General features: G+C 73.3%; 23 protein-coding genes. 10 read left to right on the forward strand and 13 right to left on the reverse strand.

Going from position 1 to position 22,616, the window contains the following annotated elements:
* Positions 1-12: 12 nt before the first annotated feature.
* The 3 genes from ACSMX9_RS11375 to ACSMX9_RS11385 all read right to left on the reverse strand — a co-directional run bounded on the left by ACSMX9_RS11375 (position 13) and on the right by ACSMX9_RS11385 (position 2,546).
* Complete coding sequence (locus tag ACSMX9_RS11375; RefSeq protein ID WP_445402090.1) at positions 13-1,080, reverse strand: ABC transporter substrate-binding protein; 1,068 nt, start codon at positions 1,078-1,080, stop codon at positions 13-15.
* A 90-nt stretch (positions 1,081-1,170) separates the two neighbouring features.
* Positions 1,171-1,851: an ABC transporter permease gene (locus tag ACSMX9_RS11380; protein ID WP_445402093.1), complete on the reverse strand. Its 681-nt coding sequence runs from the start codon at positions 1,849-1,851 to the stop codon at positions 1,171-1,173.
* Positions 1,848-2,546: an ABC transporter permease gene (locus tag ACSMX9_RS11385; RefSeq protein ID WP_445402095.1), complete on the reverse strand. Its 699-nt coding sequence runs from the start codon at positions 2,544-2,546 to the stop codon at positions 1,848-1,850. The genes ACSMX9_RS11380 and ACSMX9_RS11385 overlap by 4 nt, the downstream gene beginning before the upstream one ends.
* Positions 2,547-2,744: 198 nt before the next feature.
* On the opposite strand from ACSMX9_RS11385, the gene ACSMX9_RS11390 reads away from it, so the two are divergent.
* The 6 genes from ACSMX9_RS11390 (at position 2,745) to ACSMX9_RS11415 (ending at position 7,070) form a co-directional block, all read left to right on the forward strand.
* Complete coding sequence (locus ACSMX9_RS11390) at positions 2,745-3,911, forward strand: ABC transporter ATP-binding protein (RefSeq protein ID WP_445402097.1); 1,167 nt, start codon at positions 2,745-2,747, stop codon at positions 3,909-3,911.
* 69 nt (positions 3,912-3,980) lie between these two features.
* Positions 3,981-4,841 (forward strand): dihydropteroate synthase, encoded by an 861-nt coding sequence (folP, locus tag ACSMX9_RS11395; RefSeq protein WP_445402099.1) that lies wholly within the window; start codon positions 3,981-3,983, stop codon positions 4,839-4,841.
* A gap of 74 nt (positions 4,842-4,915) precedes the next feature.
* Positions 4,916-5,386, forward strand: a complete 471-nt coding sequence (locus tag ACSMX9_RS11400; protein ID WP_445402958.1) for a nuclear transport factor 2 family protein — start codon at positions 4,916-4,918, stop codon at positions 5,384-5,386.
* A 144-nt stretch (positions 5,387-5,530) separates the two neighbouring features.
* Positions 5,531-5,890, forward strand: a complete 360-nt coding sequence (gene folB, locus ACSMX9_RS11405; protein WP_445402101.1) for a dihydroneopterin aldolase — start codon at positions 5,531-5,533, stop codon at positions 5,888-5,890.
* Complete coding sequence (gene folK, locus ACSMX9_RS11410; RefSeq protein WP_445402103.1) at positions 5,887-6,495, forward strand: 2-amino-4-hydroxy-6-hydroxymethyldihydropteridine diphosphokinase; 609 nt, start codon at positions 5,887-5,889, stop codon at positions 6,493-6,495. The genes folB and folK overlap by 4 nt, the downstream gene beginning before the upstream one ends.
* An 80-nt stretch (positions 6,496-6,575) precedes the next feature.
* Positions 6,576-7,070: a DUF3180 domain-containing protein gene (locus tag ACSMX9_RS11415; RefSeq protein ID WP_445402105.1), complete on the forward strand. Its 495-nt coding sequence runs from the start codon at positions 6,576-6,578 to the stop codon at positions 7,068-7,070.
* A gap of 39 nt (positions 7,071-7,109) precedes the next feature.
* Here the strand turns inward: ACSMX9_RS11415 and folE are convergent, their stop codons facing one another.
* The 6 genes from folE to dacB all read right to left on the reverse strand — a co-directional run bounded on the left by folE (position 7,110) and on the right by dacB (position 14,855).
* Positions 7,110-7,715 (reverse strand): GTP cyclohydrolase I FolE, encoded by a 606-nt coding sequence (folE, locus tag ACSMX9_RS11420; protein WP_445402107.1) that lies wholly within the window; start codon positions 7,713-7,715, stop codon positions 7,110-7,112.
* A gap of 187 nt (positions 7,716-7,902) precedes the next feature.
* Positions 7,903-9,939, reverse strand: a complete 2,037-nt coding sequence (gene ftsH / locus ACSMX9_RS11425) for an ATP-dependent zinc metalloprotease FtsH (RefSeq protein WP_351238291.1) — start codon at positions 9,937-9,939, stop codon at positions 7,903-7,905.
* A 190-nt stretch (positions 9,940-10,129) separates the two neighbouring features.
* Complete coding sequence (gene hpt / locus ACSMX9_RS11430; RefSeq protein WP_351238289.1) at positions 10,130-10,690, reverse strand: hypoxanthine phosphoribosyltransferase; 561 nt, start codon at positions 10,688-10,690, stop codon at positions 10,130-10,132.
* 44 nt (positions 10,691-10,734) lie between these two features.
* The gene (tilS, locus tag ACSMX9_RS11435) at positions 10,735-11,847 is read right to left on the reverse strand and encodes a tRNA lysidine(34) synthetase TilS (protein ID WP_445402109.1); all 1,113 of its coding nucleotides are present in this window, start codon (positions 11,845-11,847) and stop codon (positions 10,735-10,737) included.
* Positions 11,848-12,095: 248 nt separating this feature from the next.
* Entirely contained in the window at positions 12,096-13,238 is a 1,143-nt protein-coding gene (locus tag ACSMX9_RS11440) for a zinc-dependent metalloprotease (protein WP_445402111.1), read from the reverse strand.
* A gap of 51 nt (positions 13,239-13,289) precedes the next feature.
* On the reverse strand, positions 13,290-14,855 hold the full coding sequence (gene dacB, locus ACSMX9_RS11445; RefSeq protein WP_445402113.1) for a D-alanyl-D-alanine carboxypeptidase/D-alanyl-D-alanine endopeptidase: 1,566 nt from the start codon (positions 14,853-14,855) through the stop codon (positions 13,290-13,292).
* Positions 14,856-15,084: 229 nt separating this feature from the next.
* Here dacB and ACSMX9_RS11450 point away from each other — a divergent pair, with 229 nt between their 5' ends.
* Together ACSMX9_RS11450 and ACSMX9_RS11455 are read left to right on the forward strand one after the other, a co-directional pair.
* Positions 15,085-15,576, forward strand: a complete 492-nt coding sequence (locus ACSMX9_RS11450; RefSeq protein WP_351238417.1) for an inorganic diphosphatase — start codon at positions 15,085-15,087, stop codon at positions 15,574-15,576.
* A gap of 299 nt (positions 15,577-15,875) precedes the next feature.
* Positions 15,876-17,543: a threonine/serine exporter family protein gene (locus ACSMX9_RS11455; RefSeq protein ID WP_445402959.1), complete on the forward strand. Its 1,668-nt coding sequence runs from the start codon at positions 15,876-15,878 to the stop codon at positions 17,541-17,543.
* 15 nt (positions 17,544-17,558) lie between these two features.
* Here ACSMX9_RS11455 and ACSMX9_RS11460 read toward each other — a convergent pair whose 3' ends face one another.
* Positions 17,559-18,254 carry a DedA family protein gene (locus ACSMX9_RS11460; protein ID WP_351238284.1) on the reverse strand — a complete coding sequence of 232 codons (696 nt, stop codon included), beginning with the start codon at positions 18,252-18,254 and terminating at the stop codon, positions 17,559-17,561.
* A 213-nt stretch (positions 18,255-18,467) separates the two neighbouring features.
* Here ACSMX9_RS11460 and ACSMX9_RS11465 point away from each other — a divergent pair, with 213 nt between their 5' ends.
* Positions 18,468-18,833, forward strand: a complete 366-nt coding sequence (locus ACSMX9_RS11465; RefSeq protein ID WP_351238282.1) for a YbjQ family protein — start codon at positions 18,468-18,470, stop codon at positions 18,831-18,833.
* Between the two features lie 145 nt (positions 18,834-18,978).
* On the opposite strand, the gene ACSMX9_RS11470 is transcribed toward ACSMX9_RS11465, so the two are convergent.
* Positions 18,979-19,743 carry a MerR family transcriptional regulator gene (locus ACSMX9_RS11470; protein WP_445402115.1) on the reverse strand — a complete coding sequence of 255 codons (765 nt, stop codon included), beginning with the start codon at positions 19,741-19,743 and terminating at the stop codon, positions 18,979-18,981.
* A gap of 154 nt (positions 19,744-19,897) precedes the next feature.
* On the opposite strand from ACSMX9_RS11470, the gene ACSMX9_RS11475 reads away from it, so the two are divergent.
* Positions 19,898-21,310: a glutamate decarboxylase gene (locus tag ACSMX9_RS11475; RefSeq protein WP_445402117.1), complete on the forward strand. Its 1,413-nt coding sequence runs from the start codon at positions 19,898-19,900 to the stop codon at positions 21,308-21,310.
* 16 nt (positions 21,311-21,326) lie between these two features.
* Here the strand turns inward: ACSMX9_RS11475 and ACSMX9_RS11480 are convergent, their stop codons facing one another.
* Positions 21,327-21,968 carry a PadR family transcriptional regulator gene (locus ACSMX9_RS11480; RefSeq protein ID WP_445402119.1) on the reverse strand — a complete coding sequence of 214 codons (642 nt, stop codon included), beginning with the start codon at positions 21,966-21,968 and terminating at the stop codon, positions 21,327-21,329.
* A gap of 24 nt (positions 21,969-21,992) precedes the next feature.
* The gene (locus ACSMX9_RS11485; RefSeq protein WP_445402121.1) at positions 21,993-22,544 is read right to left on the reverse strand and encodes a DinB family protein; all 552 of its coding nucleotides are present in this window, start codon (positions 22,542-22,544) and stop codon (positions 21,993-21,995) included.
* Positions 22,545-22,616 lie beyond the last annotated feature (72 nt).

Here is a 22,616-nt window from a genome sequence, read left to right on the forward strand (position 1 = left end):
GGGGCCCGCGCTTTACTTCTCCACGAGTCCCTTGGACTCCAGATACTCCTTCGCCACATCCGCCTCCTTGCGCCGCTCGACGTCGACCCGGCGGTTGAGTTCCACGAGATCGTCCGTGGTGAGGACGGCGGTCAACTCGCCCAGGGCGTCGGCTATGCGCGGGTCCCCGGCGTCGTCGGCGTTCACCACCGGAAGGACGTTGTCGGCGTTCTGGAGCTTCTTGTCGTCGGCCAGCAGGACGAGCCCGAAGGCGTCGAGGGTGGCGTCGGTGGTCGTCGTCAGGACCAGTTGGTCCGTACCGTCCTTGACGGCCTGCTTCGACTGGACGGTCCCCACGCCCTTGGGGTCGACCCCGGCGACGTCGATCCCGTACGTCTTCCGGAGGCCGGGCGCGCAGAAGGTCCGCACCTCGCATTCCTCGCCGGCGGCGATGGTGACCTTCTCGCCGCTCCTGCCGAGATCCGAAAGGGACCTGAGACCGTGTTTCTCCGCGAATTCGGCGCTGACGGCGAACGCGTTCTGGTCGACTGCCTTCCCCGCGGGTAGTACCTTCAGACCGCGCGGTTCGGCGAGCTTCTTCAACTCGGCCACGGTGGCGCCGACATCACTGGACGCCACGGGCTCCGCGTCGGGGCCGTTTTCGTCGCGGTTGAGGAATTCGGCGAGCGTCGCGGCGTATTCGGGGACGACGTCGACGGTGCCCTTCTCCAGGGCCGGGGCGTAGATCTCGCGGTTCTCGACGGTCTTCACCGTGGTGGCGTATCCGGCCTCGGAGAGCACCTGTTGATAGAGCCGGGCGAGGATCTTCGCCTCGGTGAATCCGGCGGAGCCCACGACGAGGGACCCCTGCTTCCCGCCGCCCGCACCGCCGCCGTCCTCGCCCTCCTCCAGGCTGCTGCCCGCGCAGCCGGCGAGCCCCGCGGTCAGGGCCGCCACGGAGAGCGCGGCGAGCACGGTCCGTGCTGCTCCGCGCGGTGTTCGACGGTGCGTCCACCGGGTGACGGGGGGTGTCGCGGCCCCCGGGGGGCCGGGCTCCGCGGGGGTGTCCGCGGCCGGGCGGCCGTCTCGGGCGTTCTGCATCGAATGTCTCCCTCTCCCTGATGCGTGCGGGACCGACTTCTTTTCCGTTCGCAACGCGCGCCCCGTGTCCGCCGGGGGCGCACCACCAGCTCAGCGGGCTGTGCGCGGCCGTCCCCGCATCGGGTCCCCCAGCCGGCCGGCGAGCACCAGCACGCCCTCCACCAGCAGGGCCAGCACCGCGACCAGGAAGGCGCCGGCGACGACCTGGGCGGTGTCCTGGAGACTGAACCCGGCGGTTATGATCCGGCCGAGGCCGCCCTCCCCGGCCATGGCGGCGAGCGTGGCCGTGGCGACCACCTGCACCGCCGCCGAGCGGACGGCGCCCGCCACCACGGGGTAGGCGAGCGGCAGTTCGACCCGGGCGAAGAGTTGCCAGCCGCTCATGCCCATGCCCCGGGCCGCCTCCACCACCGACCGGTCCACCCCGCGCACGCCGGTGTAGGTCTGGGTGAGCAGCGGGGGCACCGCGAACAGCACCAGGGCGATCAGGGTCGGCAGGTCGCCGTAGGCGCCCAGCGGGGTGAGGGTGAGCAGCACCAGGACGGCCAGGGTGGGCACCGCGCGGCCGACGTTGGCGAGGTTGACCGCGAGCGTCCCGCCCCGGCCGAGGTGGCCGAGCCAGAGGGCGAGCGGCAGCGCGATCGCACCACTGACCAACAGGCTGACCCCGCTGAGGTGGAGGTGTTCGAGGAGTCTGCGCCAGATGCCCCGTTCGCCCTGCCAGTTGGCGCCCGTGGTGAGCCAGTCGTACGCCCCCGGGATGGCGTTCACGCCGTGCGCACCGCCCTTCCGCGGCCGGTGGCGCGGGCGGTCCGCCGCCACGGGGTGAGCAGCCGGCCGAGGTACAGCAGCAGGAGGTCCGCGGCGACCGCCAGCAGGACGCACAGCAGCGAGGCGGTGAGCACCTGCGCCCTGAAGCTGGTGTCGAGGCCGTCCAGGATCAGGGTGCCGAGGCCGCCGTGGCCGACGATCGCGCCGACCGTGGCGAGCGCCACCGTGGCGACGGTGGCGATCCGGACGGCGGCGAGCAGCGCGGGCAGCGCCAGCGGGAGTTCGACCTCCCACAGCCGGCGCAGCGGCCCGTACCCCATGCCCCGGGCCGCCTCCCGGACCTCCTCGGGCACCGACTCCAGGCCCAGCAGCGCGCCGCGGACCAGGATGGTGAGCGAGTACAGCGCCAGTCCGGTGACCACGAGGGCCGCCGAGAGTCCGAACAGGGGCAGCAGCAGCGAGAACATCGCCAGCGAGGGCACCGAGTACAGCAGCGTGGTGAGCCCGAGGACCGGGCCGGCCAACGCCCGCCAACGCCGGGCCACCAGGGCCAGCGGCAGGGCGACGGCGCAGCCGATCGTCACCGACGCGGCGGTGAGCGCCAGGTGTTGCAGCGTCGCCTCCCACAACTCCGGTGCGCGGGAGCGCAGGTACTCACCGCAGATCCAGTCGTTCGTCACCAGACAGCCGCGCATGCCCACCGGATCACCTCCCCGTCCCCGCTTCTCCCCCGGCGCGCGCCGGGCACACCCGGTCCCCTTCGCACGCCCGTCTGTCAACCTGGGACTACCCGGTCGTCCGGGCGGGCACGCACCCCGCCCGGCGGCGTCCGACGGCGTTCTCCGGTCGGCCGTCCCACCCGTACCGTCCGTCCCGCACCCGTAGGGGGAGCCTTGATCCGGTTCGAGAACGTCAGCAAGCGCTACGCCGACGGCACCAGCGCCGTCGACGGACTGTCGTTCGAGGTCGCGGCGGGTGAGCTGGTCACCCTGGTCGGCCCGTCCGGCTGCGGCAAGACCACCACCATGAAGATGGTGAACCGGCTGGTCGAACCGACCTCCGGACGGGTCCTGCTGGACGGCGCGGACGTCGCCGGCGCCGACCCGGTCGCCCTGCGGCGCGGCATCGGCTACGTGATCCAGCAGGTGGGCCTCTTCCCGCACCGCACCGTCCTCGACAACACGGCGACCGTGCCGCACCTGTTGGGCGTGCGGCGCGCCGCGGCCCGGGCCCGGGCAGCCGAGTTGCTGGAGCTGGTCGGCCTCGACCCGGCCGTGCACGGCGCCCGCTACCCCGACCAGCTCTCCGGCGGGCAGCGCCAACGGGTGGGGGTGGCCCGCGCGCTGGCCGCCGATCCGCCGGTGCTGCTGATGGACGAACCGTTCGGCGCGGTCGACCCGGTGGTCCGCGAACGCCTCCAGTCGGAGTTCCTCCGGCTCCAGCGGGAGGTGCGCAAGACGGTGCTGTTCGTCACCCACGACATCGAGGAGGCCGTCCGGCTCGGCGACCGGATCGCCGTCTACGGGCAGGGCCGCATCGAGCAGTTCGACACCCCGGCGACCGTGCTGGGCGCCCCGGCCGGTGCGTACGTCGCCGACTTCGTGGGCGCCGACCGGGGGCTGAAGCGGCTGGCCGTGACCGCGGTCGAGGAGCGCGACCTGGAGCGGCCGCCGGTGGTGCGGACGGACGACGCGCTCCCCCGCGAGGTGGACGCGCCCTGGGCGGTCGTCCTGGATGCGGACGGCGCCCCGCGGGGCTGGGTGTCCGCGGCGCACGCGCGGGCGCACACCGGCACGGCCGGCGAGCACGCCCGGCCCCTGGACGCCTGGGTGCCGCTGGGGGCCTCCCTCCGGCAGGCGCTCGCCGCCATGCTCCAGCACGACACGGGCTGGGTCGCGGTCCGCGCCCCGACCGGGTCCGCGGCCGACGGGGCGGGCGGGCGCTTCCTCGGGGTGCTCACCCCGGCCGGGCTCCACACGGCGCTGCGCCGGTCCGCCGGGACGGGCCCGGAGGGCGCCCCCGGCGGACCGACCGCCCCGGACGCGGTGCCCGGTGACTGAGCGGTTCCAGCCGGTGCACACCACCCGGTCGGGGGAACGGCACCACCCGTACGGGCCTACGCTGGAGGCATGAACCACCTCCAAGGCCGTGGCCGGGTCGCCGGACTGCCCGACTGGGACCGCTGCGCGGTCATGGGCGTCGTCAACGTGACCCCGGACTCCTTCTCCGACGGAGGCCGGTGGTTCGACACCACCGCCGCCGTCAAGCACGGCCTGGACCTGGTCGCCCGGGGCGCCGACCTGATCGACGTGGGCGGCGAGTCCACCCGCCCGGGCGCCCTGCGGGTCGACGAGGACGAGGAACTGCGCCGGGTCGTCCCCGTGGTGCGCGGGCTGGTCTCCGAGGGGGTGGTGGTCTCCGTCGACACCATGCGCGCCCCGGTCGCCGAGCGGGCGCTGGCCGCCGGCGCCACCCTGGTCAACGACGTCAGCGGCGGACTCGCCGACCCGGCGATGGTGCCGGTCGTCGCCGCTGCCGGCGCGCCCTTCGTGGTGATGCACTGGCGGGGCTTCCTGACGGGACCCGCCGTCCGCGGGGTCTACTCCGACGTCGTCGCCGAGGTCGTCGACGAACTGCGGGCCCGGGTGGACGCGGTGCTGGCCGGCGGCGTGGCCCCGGACCGGATCGTGGTCGATCCCGGTCTCGGCTTCTCCAAGGACGCCGACCACGACCTGACCCTTCTCGCCCGCCTGGACCGGCTGCGCTCCCTCGGCCACCCGCTGCTGGTCGCCGCCTCCCGCAAGCGCTTCCTCGGCCGGGTCCTCGCCGGTCCCGAGGGCGCCCCGCCGCCCGCCCGCGAACGGGACGCCGCGACCGCCGCCGTCTCGGCGCTCGCCGCGCACCACGGTGCCTGGGCGGTCCGTGTCCACGAAGTGCACGCCACCGCGGACGCCGTCCGGGTGGCCCGTGCCGTCGAAGGAGCCCGTTGACTTCCTCCCACTCCGCCCCCGACGGTCCCGAGCTCCCCGGGGACCCCGGCCCGACGACACCCGAACAGGAGGCCGTGGAACGCGCCAACACCGCCTACTACGAGGCGGTCGAGCGCGGCGACTTCGACGCCCTGTCCGACCTCTGGCTCGACGACCGCGACCTCCCGGACACGCCCCCCGGCACCGGGCCCCGGGTCTCCTGCGTGCACCCGGGCTGGCACCCGCTGGGCGGACGCGGCGAAGTGCTGCGCTCCTACGCGCTGATCATGGCGAACACCGAGTACATCCAGTTCTTCCTCACCGACGTGCAGGTCACCGTCTCCGCGGGAACGGCACTGGTGACCTGCACCGAGAACATCCTCAGCGGTGGGCCCGCACCGAAGGACGGCGGCGAGCTGGGGCCGCTGGTGGGACAGCTGGTGGTGGCCACCAACGTGTTCCGGCAGACCCCGCAGGGGTGGAAGCTCTGGTCCCACCACGCGTCCCCGGTCCTCGCCGAGACCGACCCCGACGCGACCGAGGAACCCCCGGACCCGCCACCCTGACCTGCGCCGACCGCCAGGGCGGTGCGCGGCGGCCCCCGCGCCCCGTCGAGGGCGACGGGCCCGGGTAGCCTCGATCGGGGCGTGAACCGCACGCAGGACGAACGACGAAGACAGCGACGACAGCGACGAGGCAGGAGTGAAGGCGTGGATCGTGTCGCACTGCGCGGCCTGAAGGCCCGCGGCCACCACGGGGTGTTCCCCCGGGAACGCGAGGAGGGCCAGACCTTCCTGGTGGACGTGGTCCTGGGCCTCGACACCCGGCCGGCCGCGGCCGGCGACGACCTGGAGAAGACCGTCCACTACGGCATCGTCGCCGAGGAGGTCGTCGCCATCGTGGAGGGCGAGCCGGTCAACCTCGTGGAGACCCTCGCCGAACGCATCGCCCTCTCCTGCCTCGCCCACGAGGCCGTGCAGGAGGTCGAGGTGTGCGTGCACAAGCCCGACGCCCCCATCACCGTCCCGTTCGACGACGTGACGGTCACCATCACCCGGAGCCGCGCATGACCCGCCCGGACGACAGCACCGGCGACCCCACCGTCCAGCCGGTGCCCGCCGAGGTCACCGCACGGGTGGACGCCGCCGACACCACCCTCAGCAACCCCCGGCGCGCCGTGCTCTCCCTCGGCAGCAACCTGGGCAACCGCTTGGAGAACCTCCAGGGCGCCGTGGACGCGCTGGAGGACACCCCCGGGCTACGGGTGACGGCCGTCTCCCCCGTCTACGAGACCGCGCCCTGGGGCGTCGAGCCCGGCTCCCAGCCCTCCTACTTCAACGCCGTGGTGCTCGTACGGACCACCCTGCCGCCCGGTTCGCTGCTGGAGCGCGCCCAGGCCGTGGAGGAGGCGTTCGCCCGGGTCCGCACCGAGCGCTGGGGGCCGCGCACCCTGGACGTCGACGTGATCGCCCACGCCGACACGGTCTCCGAGGACCCGCAGCTCACCCTGCCGCACCCGCGCGCCCACCAGCGGGCCTTCGTCCTGGTGCCCTGGCACGACGTCGATCCCGATGCCGAGGTCCCCGGCCGCGGTCCGGTGGCCGCCCTGCTCGCCGGGGTGTCCCGCGACGGCGTCACGCCGCGCCCCGACCTGGAACTCCGGTTGCCCGAGTAGTCGTTAAGGTCAGACGGAACGGCACGACCGCGCACGGCCCGAGGACACCGGACCGCGACCGACCGACGCGAAGGGGCGACGTGAACCAGCTGCGCATCAGGACCCTGCTCGGCCTCTTCCTGGGGGCCGGCCTGGTGTCCTGGGCGGGAGCCCGTCTGTGGGACTCCCTCGGCACGCTGCCCGGGGTGCCGCTGGCCGCGCCCATCGTGCTCGCGGTCATCGCGGTGGTCCTCGGCGCCACGGCGCTGTCGCTACGGGCACGGCTGCGCGCCCAGCGCGACCGGGAGCCGGGCGCCAAGGGCGTCGACCCGCTGATGGCCGCCCGGGCCCTGGTCTTCGGCCAGGCCAGTGCCCTGGTCGCGGCGTTGATCGCCGGCGTCTACGGCGGGGTGGGGGTCTTCCTGCTCGGCTCGCTGGACGTGCCGGCCCGCCGGGACCAGGCCGTCTACGCCGGCTTCTCGGTCCTCGCCGGGATCGCCGTGATACTGGCCGCGCTCTTCCTCGAACGGGTCTGCAGGCTCCCGGAGGACGACGACACCCCCCACCCGCCCGGCACCGAGGCCCGCGGGGCCTGACCCGTCCCCCGGGCCGGCCCCGCGCGCGGGGGTCGGGGCTCAGCGCGCCAGGATCAGGCTCATCGCCTCGGCGCGGGTGGTGGCGTCCCGCAACTGCCCGCGCACCGCGGAGGTCGTCGTCTTGGCGCCCGGCTTGCGGATGCCCCGCACCGACATGCACATGTGCTCGGCCTCGACCACCACGATCGCGCCCCGGGCGTCCAGGATGCGCACCAGCGAGTCGGCGATCTGCGTGGTCAGCCGCTCCTGCACCTGGGGCCGCCGGGCGAAGACCTCGACCAGCCGGGCCAGCTTCGACAGTCCGGTGATCTTGCCGGACTCGGCGGGGATGTACCCGATGTGGGCCACCCCGTGGAACGGCAGCAGGTGGTGCTCGCACAGGGACACGATCTCGATGTCCTTCACCAGGACCATCTCGTCGTGCCCGAGGTCGAAGGTGGTGGTGAGGACGTCCTCCGGCTCCTGCCACAACCCGGCCAGGATCTCCCGGTAGGCGCGGGCGACCCGGGCGGGGGTGTCCCGCAGCCCCTCGCGGTCGGGGTCCTCCCCCACGGCGATGAGCAGTTCCCGGACGGCGGCCTCCGCCCGCTTCGCGTCGAACTCGCCTATCGTGCCCTCGCCGTCCAGTGTGACGGGGTCGGTCATGGTCTGCCTCGTTCCTTAGCCGTACAGACGTGTCAGCCGTACAGACGTGTACGTGCGGGGCACACCGAGATGCCGCGCACCCCCAGCCTAACCAGGGGAAGGCGGCACGCCCGCAACGGTCGAGGACGAGGAGAAGGCCGTGACCGGGGCCGAAGCCCGGTCACGGCCTTCTCCGTGTCGGTGCGGGTCAGCCCTGCGCGGGGCCGTCCTCCGGGGTCGTCGGCGTCTCGGCCGGGGCGACCGGGGTCGCGTCGGCCTTGGTGGTCGACAGCGTCGGGGTGCCGCCGTTGGTCAACGACAGCTCCTTCGGGGAGAGGACCGGCGGACGCGTGGAGGGGGTGCGGCGCGAGGAGCCCGTCCACGCCGGGCGGGCCGGACGCTTGACGATGGGGGCGAAGATCTCGGCGATCTCCTCCTTGCCCAGCGTCTCCCGCTCCAGCAGCTGGAGGACCAGGTTGTCGAGGACGTCCCGGTTCTCGACGAGAATCTCCCACGCCTCGTTGTGCGCGTTCTCGATGAGCTTCTTGACCTCTTCGTCGACGAGCGCGGCGACCTCTTCCGAGTAGTCGCGCTGGTGCGCCATCTCCCGGCCGAGGAACGGCTCGGTGTTGTCGCCGCCGAACTTGATCGCGCCGAGCCGCTCGGTCATGCCGTACTGCGTGACCATCGCGCGCGCGGTGGTCGTGGCCTTCTCGATGTCGTTGGCGGCGCCGGTGGTCGGGTCGTGGAAGACCAGCTCCTCCGCCGCGCGCCCGCCCAGCATGTACGCCAGCTGGTCGAGCATCTCGTTGCGCGTGGTGGAGTACTTGTCCTCCTCGGGGAGGACCATCGTGTAGCCCAGGGCGCGGCCCCGCGAGAGGATCGTGATCTTGTGCACCGGGTCGGAGTTGGGGGAGGCCGCCGCGACCAGGGCGTGTCCGCCCTCGTGGTACGCGGTGATCTTCTTCTCCTTGTCCGACATGATCCGGGTCCGCTTCTGCGGGCCCGCCACGACGCGGTCGATGGCCTCGTCCAGCATGTGGTTGTCGATCAGCTTCTTGTCGCTGCGGGCGGTGAGCAGCGCGGCCTCGTTGAGGACGTTGCTCAGGTCCGCACCGGTGAAGCCGGGGGTGCGGCGGGCGACCGCGGCCAGGTCGACGTCCTGGGCGACGGGCTTGCCCTTCTGGTGGACCTTGAGGATCTCCAGGCGGCCCTGCATGTCGGGGCGGTCCACGGCGATCTGTCGGTCGAAGCGGCCCGGGCGCAGCAGCGCCGGGTCGAGGATGTCGGGCCGGTTGGTGGCGGCGATCAGGATGACGCCGCCCTTCACGTCGAAGCCGTCCATCTCCACGAGCAGCTGGTTGAGGGTCTGCTCGCGCTCGTCGTGACCGCCGCCGAGGCCGGCGCCGCGGTGGCGGCCGACCGCGTCGATCTCGTCGACGAAGACGATCGCCGGGGCGTTCGCCTTGGCCTGCTCGAAGAGGTCGCGGACCCGGGAGGCGCCGACGCCGACGAACATCTCGACGAAGTCGGAACCCGAGATCGAGTAGAACGGCACCCCGGCCTCGCCGGCCACGGCACGGGCGAGGAGGGTCTTGCCCGTGCCGGGCGGGCCGTAGAGCAGCACGCCCTTGGGGATCTTGGCGCCCACGGCCTGGAACTTCGCCGGCTCCTGGAGGAACTCCTTGATCTCGTGGAGTTCCTCGACGGCCTCGTCGGATCCGGCCACGTCGGCGAAGGTGGTCTTCGGGGTGTCCTTGCTGATCAGCTTGGCCTTGGACTTCCCGAAGTTCATCACCCGGGAGCCGCCGCCCTGCATCTGGTTCATCAGGAACAGGAAGACGACCACGATCAGGACGAACGGCAGCAGGGAGAGCAGGATGCCGACGAAGGGGTTGTCCTTCGAGGGCGAGACGGTGTAGCCGTCGGGGATCTGCTTGTCCTGGTACTTGGCCTGGAGGTCGGCGGCGAGGTCGGCGCCCTGGTCACCGATGTAGCTGGCCTGGACCTTGGTCTCGCCCTCGACCTTCTGGCCGTCCTTCAGCGTGATCTTGATGGTCTGGGAGTTGCCCGTGGTGAGCTGGGCAGACTTCACCTGGTTGTTGCTGATGGCCTGGATGACCTGGCCGGTGTCCACCGTCTTGTAGCCGCCGGACGAGCCGACGACCTGCATCAACACGACCACGGCGAGGACGGCCAGCACGATCCACATCACGGGCCCACGGAAGTATCGCTTCACGTCCATCCATACGGAGCGGTGTCGCCCCGTCCCTCCTGCCATAGTGAGTTTGATAAAGACTGTTCTTCGGACGGTACCCCAGCATTGTCACCCGGAGCCGCAGCGTGCCGGTGCCAATCCCGCGGCAATCCCGCCGCCGCTTGCTCCAACGGCGGGAACCGCACGAGGGTTCCCGCCGGGGGCCTGGCCGCGCGGTTCAGCCGCCGTAGACGTGGGGCGCGAGCGTACCCACGAACGGCAGGTTCCGGTACTTCTCCGCGTAGTCGAGGCCGTAGCCCACGACGAACTCGTTGGGGATGTCGAAGCCGACCCACTCGACGTCGATGGCGACCTTCGCCGCCTCCGGCTTGCGCAGCAGCGTGCACACCTTGAGGGAGGCGGGCTCGCGCGAACCGAGGTTGGAGATCAGCCAGGACAGGGTCAGTCCGGAGTCGATGATGTCCTCGACGACCAGGACGTGCTTGCCCTTGATGTCGGTGTCGAGGTCCTTGAGGATCCGGACCACCCCGGAGGACTGGGTGCCCGCGCCGTACGAGGACACCGCCATCCAGTCCATCGTGAGGGGGGTGGACAGCGCCCGCGCCAGGTCCGCCATCACCATCACGGCGCCCTTCAGGACGCCGACGATCAGCAGGTCCTTGCCCGCGTACTCCGCGTCGATCTTCGCGGCCAGCTCGGCCAGCTTCGCGTCGATCTCTTCCTTGGTGATGAGCACCGACTGGAGGTCGGTGCCCATGTCTTTCGCGTCCACCCGCATCACTTTCGATCGTCCGGGCCGGTGCCGGGCCCGCGGGGCCCGACTCAGCTCTGCCGGATCACCAGTCTGCCACCCTGGCGCTGGGCCACGACCCGGCCGGGGAGATTGATCGCCCCCTGGCCGCGCCAACCGGTGATCAACCGGTCGACCTCCTCGATGTGCCGGGCGAACAGCGAGCCGGCGGGGGCGCCCGCGTCGATGGCCGCGCGGCGCAGCACCCGGCGGCGCACCGCGGGCGGCAGCGCGGACAGCTTGGCGCACTCCAACAGCCCGGCCGGGTCGCGCACCGACCGCTCGGCCTGCGCGGCCCAGGCGTCCAGGGCGTCGGCGTCGTCCCGGGACAGCTGGGCGGTGCGGGCGAGGGCCTCGACGACGCCCTTGCCGAGGGCCTTCTCCAGTGCGGGCAGGCCCTCGTGGCGCAGCCGCGAGCGGGTGTAGGCCGGGTCGGCGTTGTGCGGGTCGTCCCAGACCGGGAGGTGTTGGGCGAGGCAGGCCGTGCGGGCGGTCTGCCGGTCGAGGTGGAGGAAGGGGCGGCGGTAGCGTCCGCCGGTGCCGGAGACGGGCGCCATCCCGGACAGCGAACGGATGCCGGAGCCGCGGGCGAGGCCCAGCAGCACGGTCTCGGCCTGGTCGTCGCGGGTGTGGCCGAGGAGGACCGCGGCGGCGCCGTGGCGTTCGGCGGCGGCGTCCAGGGCGGCGTAGCGGGCGTCCCGGGCGGCGGCTTCGGGCCCGCCGTCGCGCCCCACGGTCACGGTGACCGTGTCGACCGGGTCGAGTCCGAGGGCGGCGAGCCGGGCGGCCACCTCGGCGGCGCGGGTCCCGGAGCCGGGTTGGAGCCCGTGGTCGACGGTGACGCCGCCGGCGCGGACGCCGAGCTTGGGGGCCTCGAAGGCGAGGGCGGAGGCGAGGGCGACGGAGTCGGCGCCGCCGGAGCAGGCGACCAGCACCAGCGGGGACGCGTCGGAAACCCCGGCGCTCGGCGCCGAGGGGGGTGCGGGGGGAGTGCGGGGAGCGGGTGCGCCGACGGCGTGGGGGGCGGGCGCGGGTACCGCGGGGGGGCGGTCGTCTTCGGCGAGCAGGTGGTGTTCGGTGAGCAGGTCGTGGAGGACGCGGCGGACCGCCAGGCGTATCGCCGCGACCGCTGGATGGGGACCCATGTCCGGTTCCCTTCGTGGAGTTCGGGGTCGGGCGCGCGCCCCGGAGGTCCCCGGGGCACCGCCCGTGAGCGTGGTGCCGTTTCGGTTCCCAGGCGATCGGGCGGGTCGCTGCCGCGCCGCCCGATCACTCAGAGTGCGTCGATGGTGACAGAACCGAGCCGTTCCCCGAGCATTGCACGCCTGTCAGGGGCCCACGGTCCCTCGGACGGGTGATTGCGCGGGCGCCGTCCTGCCGTCGGCCGTTCGGCTCATTCCCCCGTCTTGCCGTGCACCCGTGCGATCCAGTCCGCGGGCCTGCCGATCTCCGCCTTGGTGGGGAGCGTGTTCGGGGAGGTCCAGGCGCGGTTGAAGCCGTCCATGCCGACCTGGTCGACCACCGCCCGCACGAAGCGCTCGCCGTCGCGGTACTGACGGAGCTTGGCGTCCAGGCCGAGGAGCTTGCGCAGCGTCTGGTCGAGTCGGGAGGCGCCCCGGGCCCTCCGCTGCTGGAACTTCTCCCGGATCTCCGCGACCGAGGGCACCACAGCGGGGCCGACCCCGTCCATCACGTAGTCGGCGTGCCCTTCGAGCAGGGACATCACCGCCGTCAGCCGCCCCAGGACCTCCCGCTGGGCGGGGGTCTGCACCAGTTCCACCAGGGAACGGCCGCCGTCGTCCTCCTCGCCCTCGGGGCGGCCTCCGGCGAGCGACTGCGCGGCCTCCCGGATGCGTTCCAGGAAGGTCATCGGGTCGACGTCGGTCTCCGCCAGGAAGGTCTGGATCTCGCCCTCCAGGTGGTCGCGCAGCCAGGGCACGGCGGTGAACTGGGTGCGGTGGGTCTCCTCGTGGAGGCAGACCCAGAGCCGGAAGTCCCGCGGGTCCACGTCCAGCTCCCGCTCCACGTGGACGATGTTGGGCGCGACCAGCAGGAGCCGCCCGCCTCCGCCGGGGGCGGCGGGCAGGTCCCGGGTGGCCGGGGCGAAGGTCTCGTACTGGCCGAGCACCCGGGAGGACAGGAACGACAGCAGCATGCCGAGTTCCACGCCGGTGACCTTGCCGCCGACCGCGCCCAGCACCGCGTTGCCGGGTCCGCCGCGGCGCTCCTGCATCTTCTCCAGCAGGGGCTTGAGGATCTCGCGGAAGCCCGCGACGTTCGCCTTGACCCAGCCCGGCCGGTCCACGACCAGGACCGGGGTGTCGTGCTCCGGCCCGGCGGGGGTCGCACCGTCCGGGTCGACCATCCGCGTGTAGGCGCGGACGTGTTCCTCCGACGCCTTGGCGTGCCGCCGCAGTTCCGCGACGATCGCCCGCGCCTCGTCCCGGCTGACCTCGGGACCCGGCCTCACCAGGCGGGTCGCGGTCGCCACCGCGAGGTTCCAGTCGACCATCTCCGCACCACCGATGCTCGTCATGCGTCAACCGTACGGGACCGGTGCCCCCGTGGGGACGCCCCCGGCGCCGGGTCAGGCACAGCCGCAGGCGGTCAGGGCGGCGGCCATCCGGTCCAGGCGGGACTGGGCGGCGGCGGGATCGGTGGCGGGCCCGTCGCTCAGGAACGTGAAGGCGAGCAGCCGGCCGTCCCGGTCGACGACCGTGCCGGCGAGCGCGTGCACCCCGGTCAGGGTGCCGGTCTTGGCCCGCACCAGGCCGGTGCCGGCGGCGTCGGACCCGGAGGAGTAACGGTTCCTCAGAGTGCCGGTGAAGCCGGCGACCGGCAGCCCGGTCAGCGCCGGGCGCAGGGCGGCGCCCTCGGGGCGGGAGGCGGCGGCGAGCAGTGCCGTGAGGGTGCCGGGCGCCAGCCGGTCGGCCCGGTCGAGCCCGCTGCCGTCGGCGAAGCGCACCCCGCCGAGCGGCACCCCCAGCCCGCCGAGCCGCCGCTTCATCGCGGCCTCGCCGCCCTTGAAGCTGGCCGGCTGGCCGGAGGCGAGGGCGACCTGACGGACCAGGGCCTCCGCGAGGTCGTTGTCGCTGTGCGTCAGCATCCGTTCGACCAGGGCCGACACCGGCGGGGAGGCGACCTCGGCCAGCTCCCGGGCCCCGGCGGCGGCCTTGGCCGGGGCGGCGGCGCCCTTCACCGCGAGGCCGCGGTCGGCGAGCAGGGCGGCGAAGCGGGCGGCGGCGTCCTTCGCGGGGTCCTCGCTGCGCGGTGCGGGTCCGCTGGAGGAGTCGTCCAGGCGTCCCTCGTCCACCATCAGGGGGGTCACGGACGCGATGTTGTCGTTGCGCCCGATGGGGTGAACCGGAGGCCCTGAGTACAGGGAGGTGTCGTACCCGAGCCGCACCTCCCGGGTGCCTCCGTCGGCGAGGGCGCGCGCCGTCGCCTGCGCCAGGTCGCGCAGGGAGGCGTTGCCGCGGGCGTCCTCGCGGGCGGTGAGGGTCGGATCGCCGCCGCCCACCAGGACCACCCGGGCCGGTTCCTTGCCGGCGGCGGGTTCCAGGACCGTGCGGGTGGTGATCCGGTGGTCGGGGCCGGGTGCGGTCAGCGCGGCCACCGCGGTGGCGACCTTGGTGGTGGAGGCGGGGGTCAGCGCCGTGCCGGGGTCCTTGCCCCAGAGCAGTTCGCCGGTGGCGGCGTCCACCACCGCTGCCCCGGTGCGGGTCCCGGGGGGCGCCCCGTCGAGCAGCGGCCCCAGGCGCTTGCCGAGGGCGGCGGCGCCGGGCAGCGGGGCCCGGGCCCCCGTGGTGCCCGCCCCGCCCAGTGCGTCGAGCACTGCGGGGGCGCGCGGCGGGGTCTTGGGCGCCCGGGCGCCCGCGCCGCCGCCCGGGGCCTCGTGATGTGCACCACCCTCGGTGCGCAGGGCGGCGGCCCGGTCCCGCTCCGCCGTACGCTGCCCCGACGCGTCCCAGGGGCCGGTGAGCGCCAGGGAGCCCGTCGCCAGGGCCAGGCCGGTCACCGCGGCGACCGTCGTGACCTGCCAGGTCCTGAGGTCCACGGGGCGGAGCGTGCGGAGTCCGGCGAGCAGCGCCCGGGAGCGTTCGACGAACGCCCGGGCGCGCGGCGACGGCGTCGGCTCCGGCAGCTCCGGCACGATCGACCAGCCCCTTTCGCGATCACACACTTGGGTGAGGGACACTTAACCACTGCGTCTTGCCGGGGGTACGACTTCCCGGTGGACCCCGACCGCCAACCGGACGGGGGCGGGGGTCCGTACGGCGGTAGCCGCCCCCGGGCGCCGGCCGCGCCGGACCGCCCTCGGGAGGTCGGCGCGGACGACACCGTGTTACCAGAATTATGTGCTGATCATGGAGGAGCCACCGGTGGAGTTCGACGTCACGATCGAGATTCCGAAGGGTTCGCGCAACAAGTACGAGGTGGACCACGAGACCGGTCGCATCCGCCTCGACCGTCGACTGTTCACGTCGACGAGCTACCCGGCGGACTACGGGTTCGTGGAGAACACCCTCGGCGAGGACGGTGACCCGCTGGACGCCCTCGTCATCCTGGACGAGCCGACCTTCCCGGGCTGCCTGATCCGCTGCCGCGCGATCGGCATGTTCCGCATGACGGACGAGGCGGGCGGCGACGACAAGCTGCTGTGCGTGCCGGCGTCCGACCCGCGCGTGGAGCACCTGCGGGACATCCAGCACGTCTCCGAGTTCGACCGCCTGGAGATCCAGCACTTCTTCGAGGTCTACAAGGACCTGGAGCCCGGCAAGTCGGTCGAGGGCGCCGACTGGGTGGGCCGTGCCGAGGCCGAGGCCGAGATCGACCGGTCCGTGGCCCGGTTCAAGGAGAGCGGCGGCCACTGACGGCCGTTCCCGCACGACGGCGGGCCGTGCGCCCCGGAGACCCCGGGGCGCACGGCCCGTTTCGGTGCGGGCGCGCATACTGAGCGTACGGACGGGTCCGGTGGGTCTGGTGGTGCTTATGGTGCACGAGTGCCGGGCCTTGACGGAGCCGGTCGGGGGTACGCGCTCCCCCGTACGGCGCGGCTCCCGGACGCCGTGGCGCGGCGGGAGCGGGCACGGAGGCAGGGTTCGGCAGAAGGGGCGCGGTGAGCGAGCGGAAGCATCCGGACGGGCCGAGCGCCCGTGAGCCCCGGAACGCGGTGCACGGCCCGGCCGACCCCGGCGCGGACGCCAAACCGGACTCCGACGAGGCGCACAGCGCCTTCACCCCGCCGTCCGGCATCGCACCGCTCTCCGGGCCGGTGGAGGACGATTCCCAGACCACGTCCGAGTTCGCGGTGCCCGCGGGGGTCCCCGAGCCGGTCGACGCCGAGCCGGCGGAGCCGGAGGGCTCCGCCTTCAGCACCCCGCGCACGTACCGCGCGCGCAGCGCCCCGCCGGCCTTCACCCCGCCGTCCGGGGTGCCGCTGGTCCGGCTCGACGAGGCGCCGTGGCAGGACCGGATGCGGACCATGCTGCGGATGCCGGTCACCGAGCGGCCGGCACCCGAGGCCGTGCAGCGGCACGAGGACGACAGCGGGCCCGCGGTGCCCCGGGTGCTGGACCTGACCCTGCGGATCGGCGAGCTGCTGCTCGCCGGGGGCGAGGGCGCCGAGGACGTGGAGGCGGCGATGTTCGCCGTGTGCCGCGCCTACGGGCTCGACCGCTGCGAACCCAACGTCACCTTCACCCTGCTGTCGATCTCGCACCAGCCCTCGCTGGTGGACGACCCCGTCACGGCCTCCCGCACGGTGCGCCGGCGCGGCACCGACTACACCCGACTGGCGGCCGTCTACCGGCTGGTGGACGACATCAGCGATCCGGAGCACGCGGTGTCGCTGGAGGAGGCGTACCGCCGGCTCGCGGAGATCCGGCGCAACCGGCACCCCTACCCCGGCTGGGTGCTCACCGCCGCCAGCGGGGTGCTCGCCGGCGCGGCCTCGGTGCTGGTCGGCGGTGACCTGGTGGTGTTCGTGGCGGCGGCGCTGGGCGCGGTGCTGGGCGACCGGCTGGCCTGGCTCTGCGCGGGCCGCGGGCTGCCGGAGTTCTACCAGTTCATCGTGGCCGCGACGCCGCCCGCCGCGATCGGGGTGGCGCTCACCCTGGCCCACGCGGAGGTGCGGGCCTCGGCGGTGATCACCGGCGGACTGTTCGCGCTGCTGCCGGGGCGGGCGCTGGTCGCGGGGGTGCAGGACGGGCTCACCGGCTTCTACATCACGGCGGCGGCCCGGCTGCTGGAGGTCATGTACTTCTTCGTCGGCATCGTGACCGGCGTGCTGCTGGTGCTGTACTTCGGGGTGCAGTTGGGCGCGGAGCTCAACCCGGACGCGGCGCTGCTGGTGATCGAGCGCCCGGGGTGGCAGATCGCCGCCTCCATGACGCTGACGCTGGCATTCGCGGTGCTGTTGCAGCAGGAACGTTCCACCGTGCTCCTGGTGACGCTGAACGGCGGGGTCGCCTGGGTGGTGTACGGGGCGCTGCACTACGCCGGCGGGATCTCCCCGGTGGCGTCCACGGCGGTCGCGGCGGGGCTGGTGGGCCTCTTCGGGCAGTTGCTCTCCCGGTACCGGTTCGCCTCGGCGCTGCCGTACGTCACGGCCGCGATCGGGCCGCTGCTGCCGGGCTCCGCGACCTACTTCGGGCTGCTCGGCATCGCCCAGAACGAGCTGGACGCGGGGCTGGTGTCGCTGACCAAGGCGGCGGCCCTCGCCATCGCCATCGCGATCGGCGTGAACCTGGGGGCGGAGGTGTCCCGGCTGTTCCTGCGGGTGCCGGGGGCCGCCTCGGCGGGGCGGCGCCGCGCGGCCAAGCGGACGCGCGGCTTCTGACCCCGTACGGGCCGGTCAGCGCTTGGCGTGCCGACCCCGTGGGGTGGGGTCGGTGGGGTCGTCCGGGCGGGTGCCCCCGGCGGCGGCCCGCTTGGACTGGCCGCGGGCGCGCAGGAACTCCACGACGATCGGGACGACCGACAGCGCGACGATGCCGATCAGCATCATCTCGACGTTGTCGCGCACCCAGCCGTGCCGGCCGAGCCAGGCGCCGAGCAGGGTCACCCCGGCGCCCCACAGGACGCCGCCGATGACGTTGAAGGTGATGAAGGAGCGGTACCGCATCCCGCTCACGCCGGCGATGATCGGCGTGAAGGTGCGGACGATGGGCACGAACCGGGCCAGCACCAGCGACTTCGGGCCGTGCTTCTCGAAGAACTCGTGCGCCTTGAGGACGTTCTCCTGCTTGAAGAACCGCGAGTCCGGCCGGTTGAAGAGCGCGGGGCCGACCTTCTTGCCGAACAGGTAGCCCACCTGGTCGCCGACGATCGCCGCGATGCAGATCAGCGTGCAGACCAACCACAGGTCCATGGTGAGCGCCCCGGTGGTCACCAACAGCCCCGTGGTGAACAGCAGGGAATCGCCCGGGAGGAAGAAGCCGAAGAAGAGGCCCGACTCGGCGAAGACGATGATCAGCAGACCGTAGATGCCGAACTCGTTGAGCAGGAAGTCGGGGTCGAGCCAACTCGGTCCGAGCGCGAGCGTCGTCACGGTAGCGGACTCCTGGGGTCGGAGGGGGGTGGTGGGACGGGCGGCGCACGGCCACGGGGCCGGGGCACGTCCCGGGGGCTCCAAGCTACCAACGCGGGGCGGGCGTCCGCGGTTTCCGGACACCGTCCCGGGGTGCGAGCGGCGCCCGCCCGGGCTAGTCTGTGCGCCCCGCCCCGCCGGGGCGGCGACACGGGCGATCCGGAAGGCGCGCGGATGGGCATCGACGAGTACGGCGGCGGACTGGACCCCGATGCGGAGGTCCTCGTCGTCACGACGAACGACGTGCCGGGCTACCGGGTGGACCGGGTGATCGGGGAGGTGTTCGGCCTCACCGTGCGCTCACGGCACCTGGGCAGCCAGATCGGCGCCGGGCTGAAGTCCATGATCGGCGGCGAGTTGAAGGGGTTGACCAAGACCCTGGTGGAGACCCGCAACCAGGCCATGGAGCGGCTCATCGAACAGACCCGCGCCCGGGGCGGCAACGCGGTGCTGATGTTCCGCTTCGACGTCACCGAGGCCGCGGACGTCGGCACCGAGGTCTGCGCGTACGGCACGGCGTGCGTGATCAGCCCGCTCTAACCCCGGTGCGCCGTGCACGCCGGTCGTGCGCGGAGACGGAACGCCCCTGACGGACGCCGGCGCACGGTCGCGGGGCACGCCCCCTGCGCGTGCCCCGCGACCAGGGCCCACGGGTGACGGCCGCCGGGGCCGTCACCCGTACGGCTCAGAGGTGGCGGGCGGCATTGGCCAGCATCGCGTCCCGCAGGTAAGGGGCGAGCCCGGGTTCGATCGCCTCGTAGGTGGCGGTGAACCGGGCGTCGGCCACGTACATCTCGCCGAGGGCCGCGTGCATCTCGTACCCGCACGCGTAGGAACTGTCGGAGATGAACCGGCGGTGCTCCTCGGCCACGTCCATGGCGGCCTCGGAGTCGGCGGGCACGCCTCGGACCAGCAGGTCCCCCATCCGGCGGTGGATCGCGTCGAAGCCCCGGCCGACCCGGACCCAGTCCTCCTTGGTGTAGCCGCCGGTGCGGCGGTGCGACTCGCGGTAGGCGTCGGTGTCGCCCCAGCGCTCCTCGGCCTCCCGTGCGTGGGTGTCCGGGTCGAAGTCCCCGAACACCTCGAACTTCTCCTGCGGGGTCAGTTCGATGCCCATGCTGCGCGCCTCCATGGCGGTCTCGACCGCGGCGGCCATCCGCCGCAGTCTCTCGATGCGGGCGGTGAGCAGGCCGTGTTGACGGCCGAGGTGCTCGCGCGGGTCCGCGGTCGGGTCGTCCAGCAGGACGGCGATCTCCTCCAGCGGGAAGCCCAGCTCCCGGTAGAAGAGGATCTGTTGCAGCCGGTCCAGGTCCGCCGCGTCGTACCGGCGGTGCCCGGCCGCGCTGCGTCCGCCGGGGGACAGCAAGCCGATCCCGTCGTAGTGGTGCAGGGTGCGCACCGTGACCCCGGCGTACGCGGCGATCTGTCCCACGGAGTGGTGCGTGGCCACGTCGGCCTCCTCCCGTTCTCTCGTCCGTCCCCCACGGTGCCTCCTCACGTCGCGTGAGGTGCAAGCCCGGCCTACGGTGGGCCGTGGGCCCCTCGGCGTGGCCCCCGCGGCCCCGCCCCGCGCCCGCGGTCCCCCACCACCGCAGGAGGCGCACGTGTCGCTGCACCGAGGTGCCGACGGGTCCGCCGGGCGCGGCCTGTCGGTGAACCCCTTCTACGGGGACGCCAACCCGCTGGTCGACATGGTCGACGCCCCGCCCGTGCACCGGCTGCCCGACGGGCCATTGCCGCCCGTGACCGCGTACCAGTTGGTGCACGACGAGTTGATGCTGGACGGCAACGCCCGGCTGAACCTGGCGACCTTCGTCACCACCTGGATGGAGCCGCAGGCCCGGGTGCTGATGGACGAGTGCAGCGACAAGAACATGATCGACAAGGACGAGTACCCGCGCACCGCCGAGTTGGAGCGGCGGTGCGTGGCGATGCTCGCCGACCTGTGGCACGCGCCCGACCCGCAGGCGGCCGTGGGCTGCTCGACCACCGGGTCCAGCGAGGCGTGCATGCTGGCCGGGATGGCCCTGAAGCGGCGCTGGGCGCTGCGCAACGCCGACCGCTACCCCTCCCGCGAGGCCCGCCCCAACCTGGTGATGGGCGTCAACGTGCAGGTGTGCTGGGAGAAGTTCTGCACCTTCTGGGAGGTGGAGGCGCGGCAGGTGCCCATGGAGGGCGACCGCTACCACCTGGACCCGCAGGCGGCGGCCGAACTGTGCGACGAGAACACCATCGGCGTGGTCACGGTCCTCGGCTCCACCTTCGACGGCTCCTACGAGCCGGTGGCCGAGGTGTGCGCGGCGCTGGACGCGCTGGAGGCGCGCACCGGCCTGGACGTGCCGGTGCACGTGGACGGGGCCTCGGGGGCGATGGTGGCGCCCTTCCTCGACCCGGACCTGGTCTGGGACTTCCGGCTGCCGCGGGTGGCGTCGATCAACACCTCGGGGCACAAGTACGGGCTGGTGTACCCGGGGGTGGGCTGGGCACTGTGGCGGTCGGCGGCCGAACTGCCCGAGGAACTGGTGTTCCGGGTGAACTACCTGGGCGGGGAGATGCCCACCTTCGCGCTGAACTTCTCCCGGCCGGGGGCGCAGGTGGTGGCGCAGTACTACAGCTTCCTGCGGCTGGGCCGGGACGGGTACCGGGCGGTGCAGCAGGCAACCCGGACGGTGGCCCGGGGGCTGGCCGAACGGATCGAGGCGATGGGCGACTTCCGGCTGCTGACCCGGGGCGACCAGTTGCCGGTGTTCGCGTTCACCACGGCGGAGGGGGTCACCGGCTACGACGTGTTCGACGTGTCGCGGCGGCTGCGGGAGCGGGGCTGGCTGGTGCCGGCGTACACCTTCCCGGCGCACCGGGAGGACCTGGCCGTGCTGCGGGTGGTCTGCCGCAACGGCTTCTCGGCCGATCTGGCCGCCCTGTTCGCCGCGGACCTGGAGCGCCTGCTGCCGGAGCTGCGGCAGCAGGGCGGCACCGCGGTCTCCGACCGGGCCGCCGCCACCGGCTTCCACCACTGACCGGGGCGGGCGGCCGTCAACGACGGTCGCCGGGGTGGTGCTCCCCGGTGGCGTACGGGTTGGTCTCGCCCTCGCCGAGCACCCCCACGAAGGGCGCGCCCTCCCCGGCGAAGGAGTACGCGCCGGACTCGATGCGGGCGATGAGCCCGCGGGTCCACTCGGCGCCGCCGTCCGCGGAGTGCAGCCAGAAGTTCATGATCTCGCCGATGTGCTGGAACTGCTCCGGGCCCCGGGCGGGGTCGTAGTACTCCAGCACGGAGGCGCGCCAGCGCTCGATGGCCGCGATCCGCCGGCCGAGCAGTTCGACGACCTCGGCGCGCGGCAGGTCGACCATCAGCCCGAGCGCGGCGGAGAGGACGTCGGGCTTCTGGTCGTACGAGGTCAGGGCCTCGCGCAGCAGGGCGAGGTACTCCTCCTCGCCGCGCTCGGTGACCTCGTACTCGACCCGGGGCGGGCCGCCGACCGTGGAGGGGGCCACCTCGTGCGCGAGCAGCAGGCCCTGCTTGGCCATCTGCTTCAGGGCGTGGTAGATCGAGCCGGGCTTGCCGTTGGACCACTCGTGGGCGCCCCAGTACTCCAGGTCGTTGCGCACCTGGTAGCCGTGGGCCCGTCCGTGTTGACGGACGGCCCCCAGCACGAGCAGTCGGATCGCCGACATGCGCCACCTCCACGGGCACGCTGGTCAATTTTGACCAGCGTATCCCCCTTCCAGCGCCGTCAGATCGAGCGCGGTCTTCCCGTCCAGGGACTCGCGGAGGATGTCGGCGTGCCCCGCGTGCCGGGCCACCTCCTCCACCAGGTGCACCAGGAGCCAGCGCATCGACACCCGGCCGTCCTTCGGGAACCAGGGCGCCTCGGGCAGCGGGAAGGTCCCGTTCAGGTCGGGCAGGGAGTGGACGAAGTCCTCGGTCTCCCGCGCCACCCCGCTCCAGAGGTCCAGCACCCCGGCCAGGGTCTCGCCCTCCTCCAGGTGGAAGCTCTTCCGGTACTCGGCCACGTCCCGGTGCCGTTCGTTGGGCCGCTGCTGGGCCAGCCGCAGCCAGCCCAGCTCGACCTCGGCGAGGTGCTTCACCAGTCCGGCCAGGGAGAGTTCGCTGGCGCACGGCCGGCTCCCGGCCCGGTCCTCGTCGAGTCCGAGGACCGCGCGTCGGACCGCACCGCGCTGGGCCTCGACGAAGGCGAGCAGTTCCGCCCGCTCGTCGCCGGGGATCGGGGACTGGACGTGGGTGACCATGGGGCCGCCTTCCGGGAACTCCGCACGCGCCGTCCGCGTGCTGACGTTCCGCACCCTAGGTCGGCAATAGGT

The organism is Streptomyces sp. LE64 (assembly GCF_052606915.1).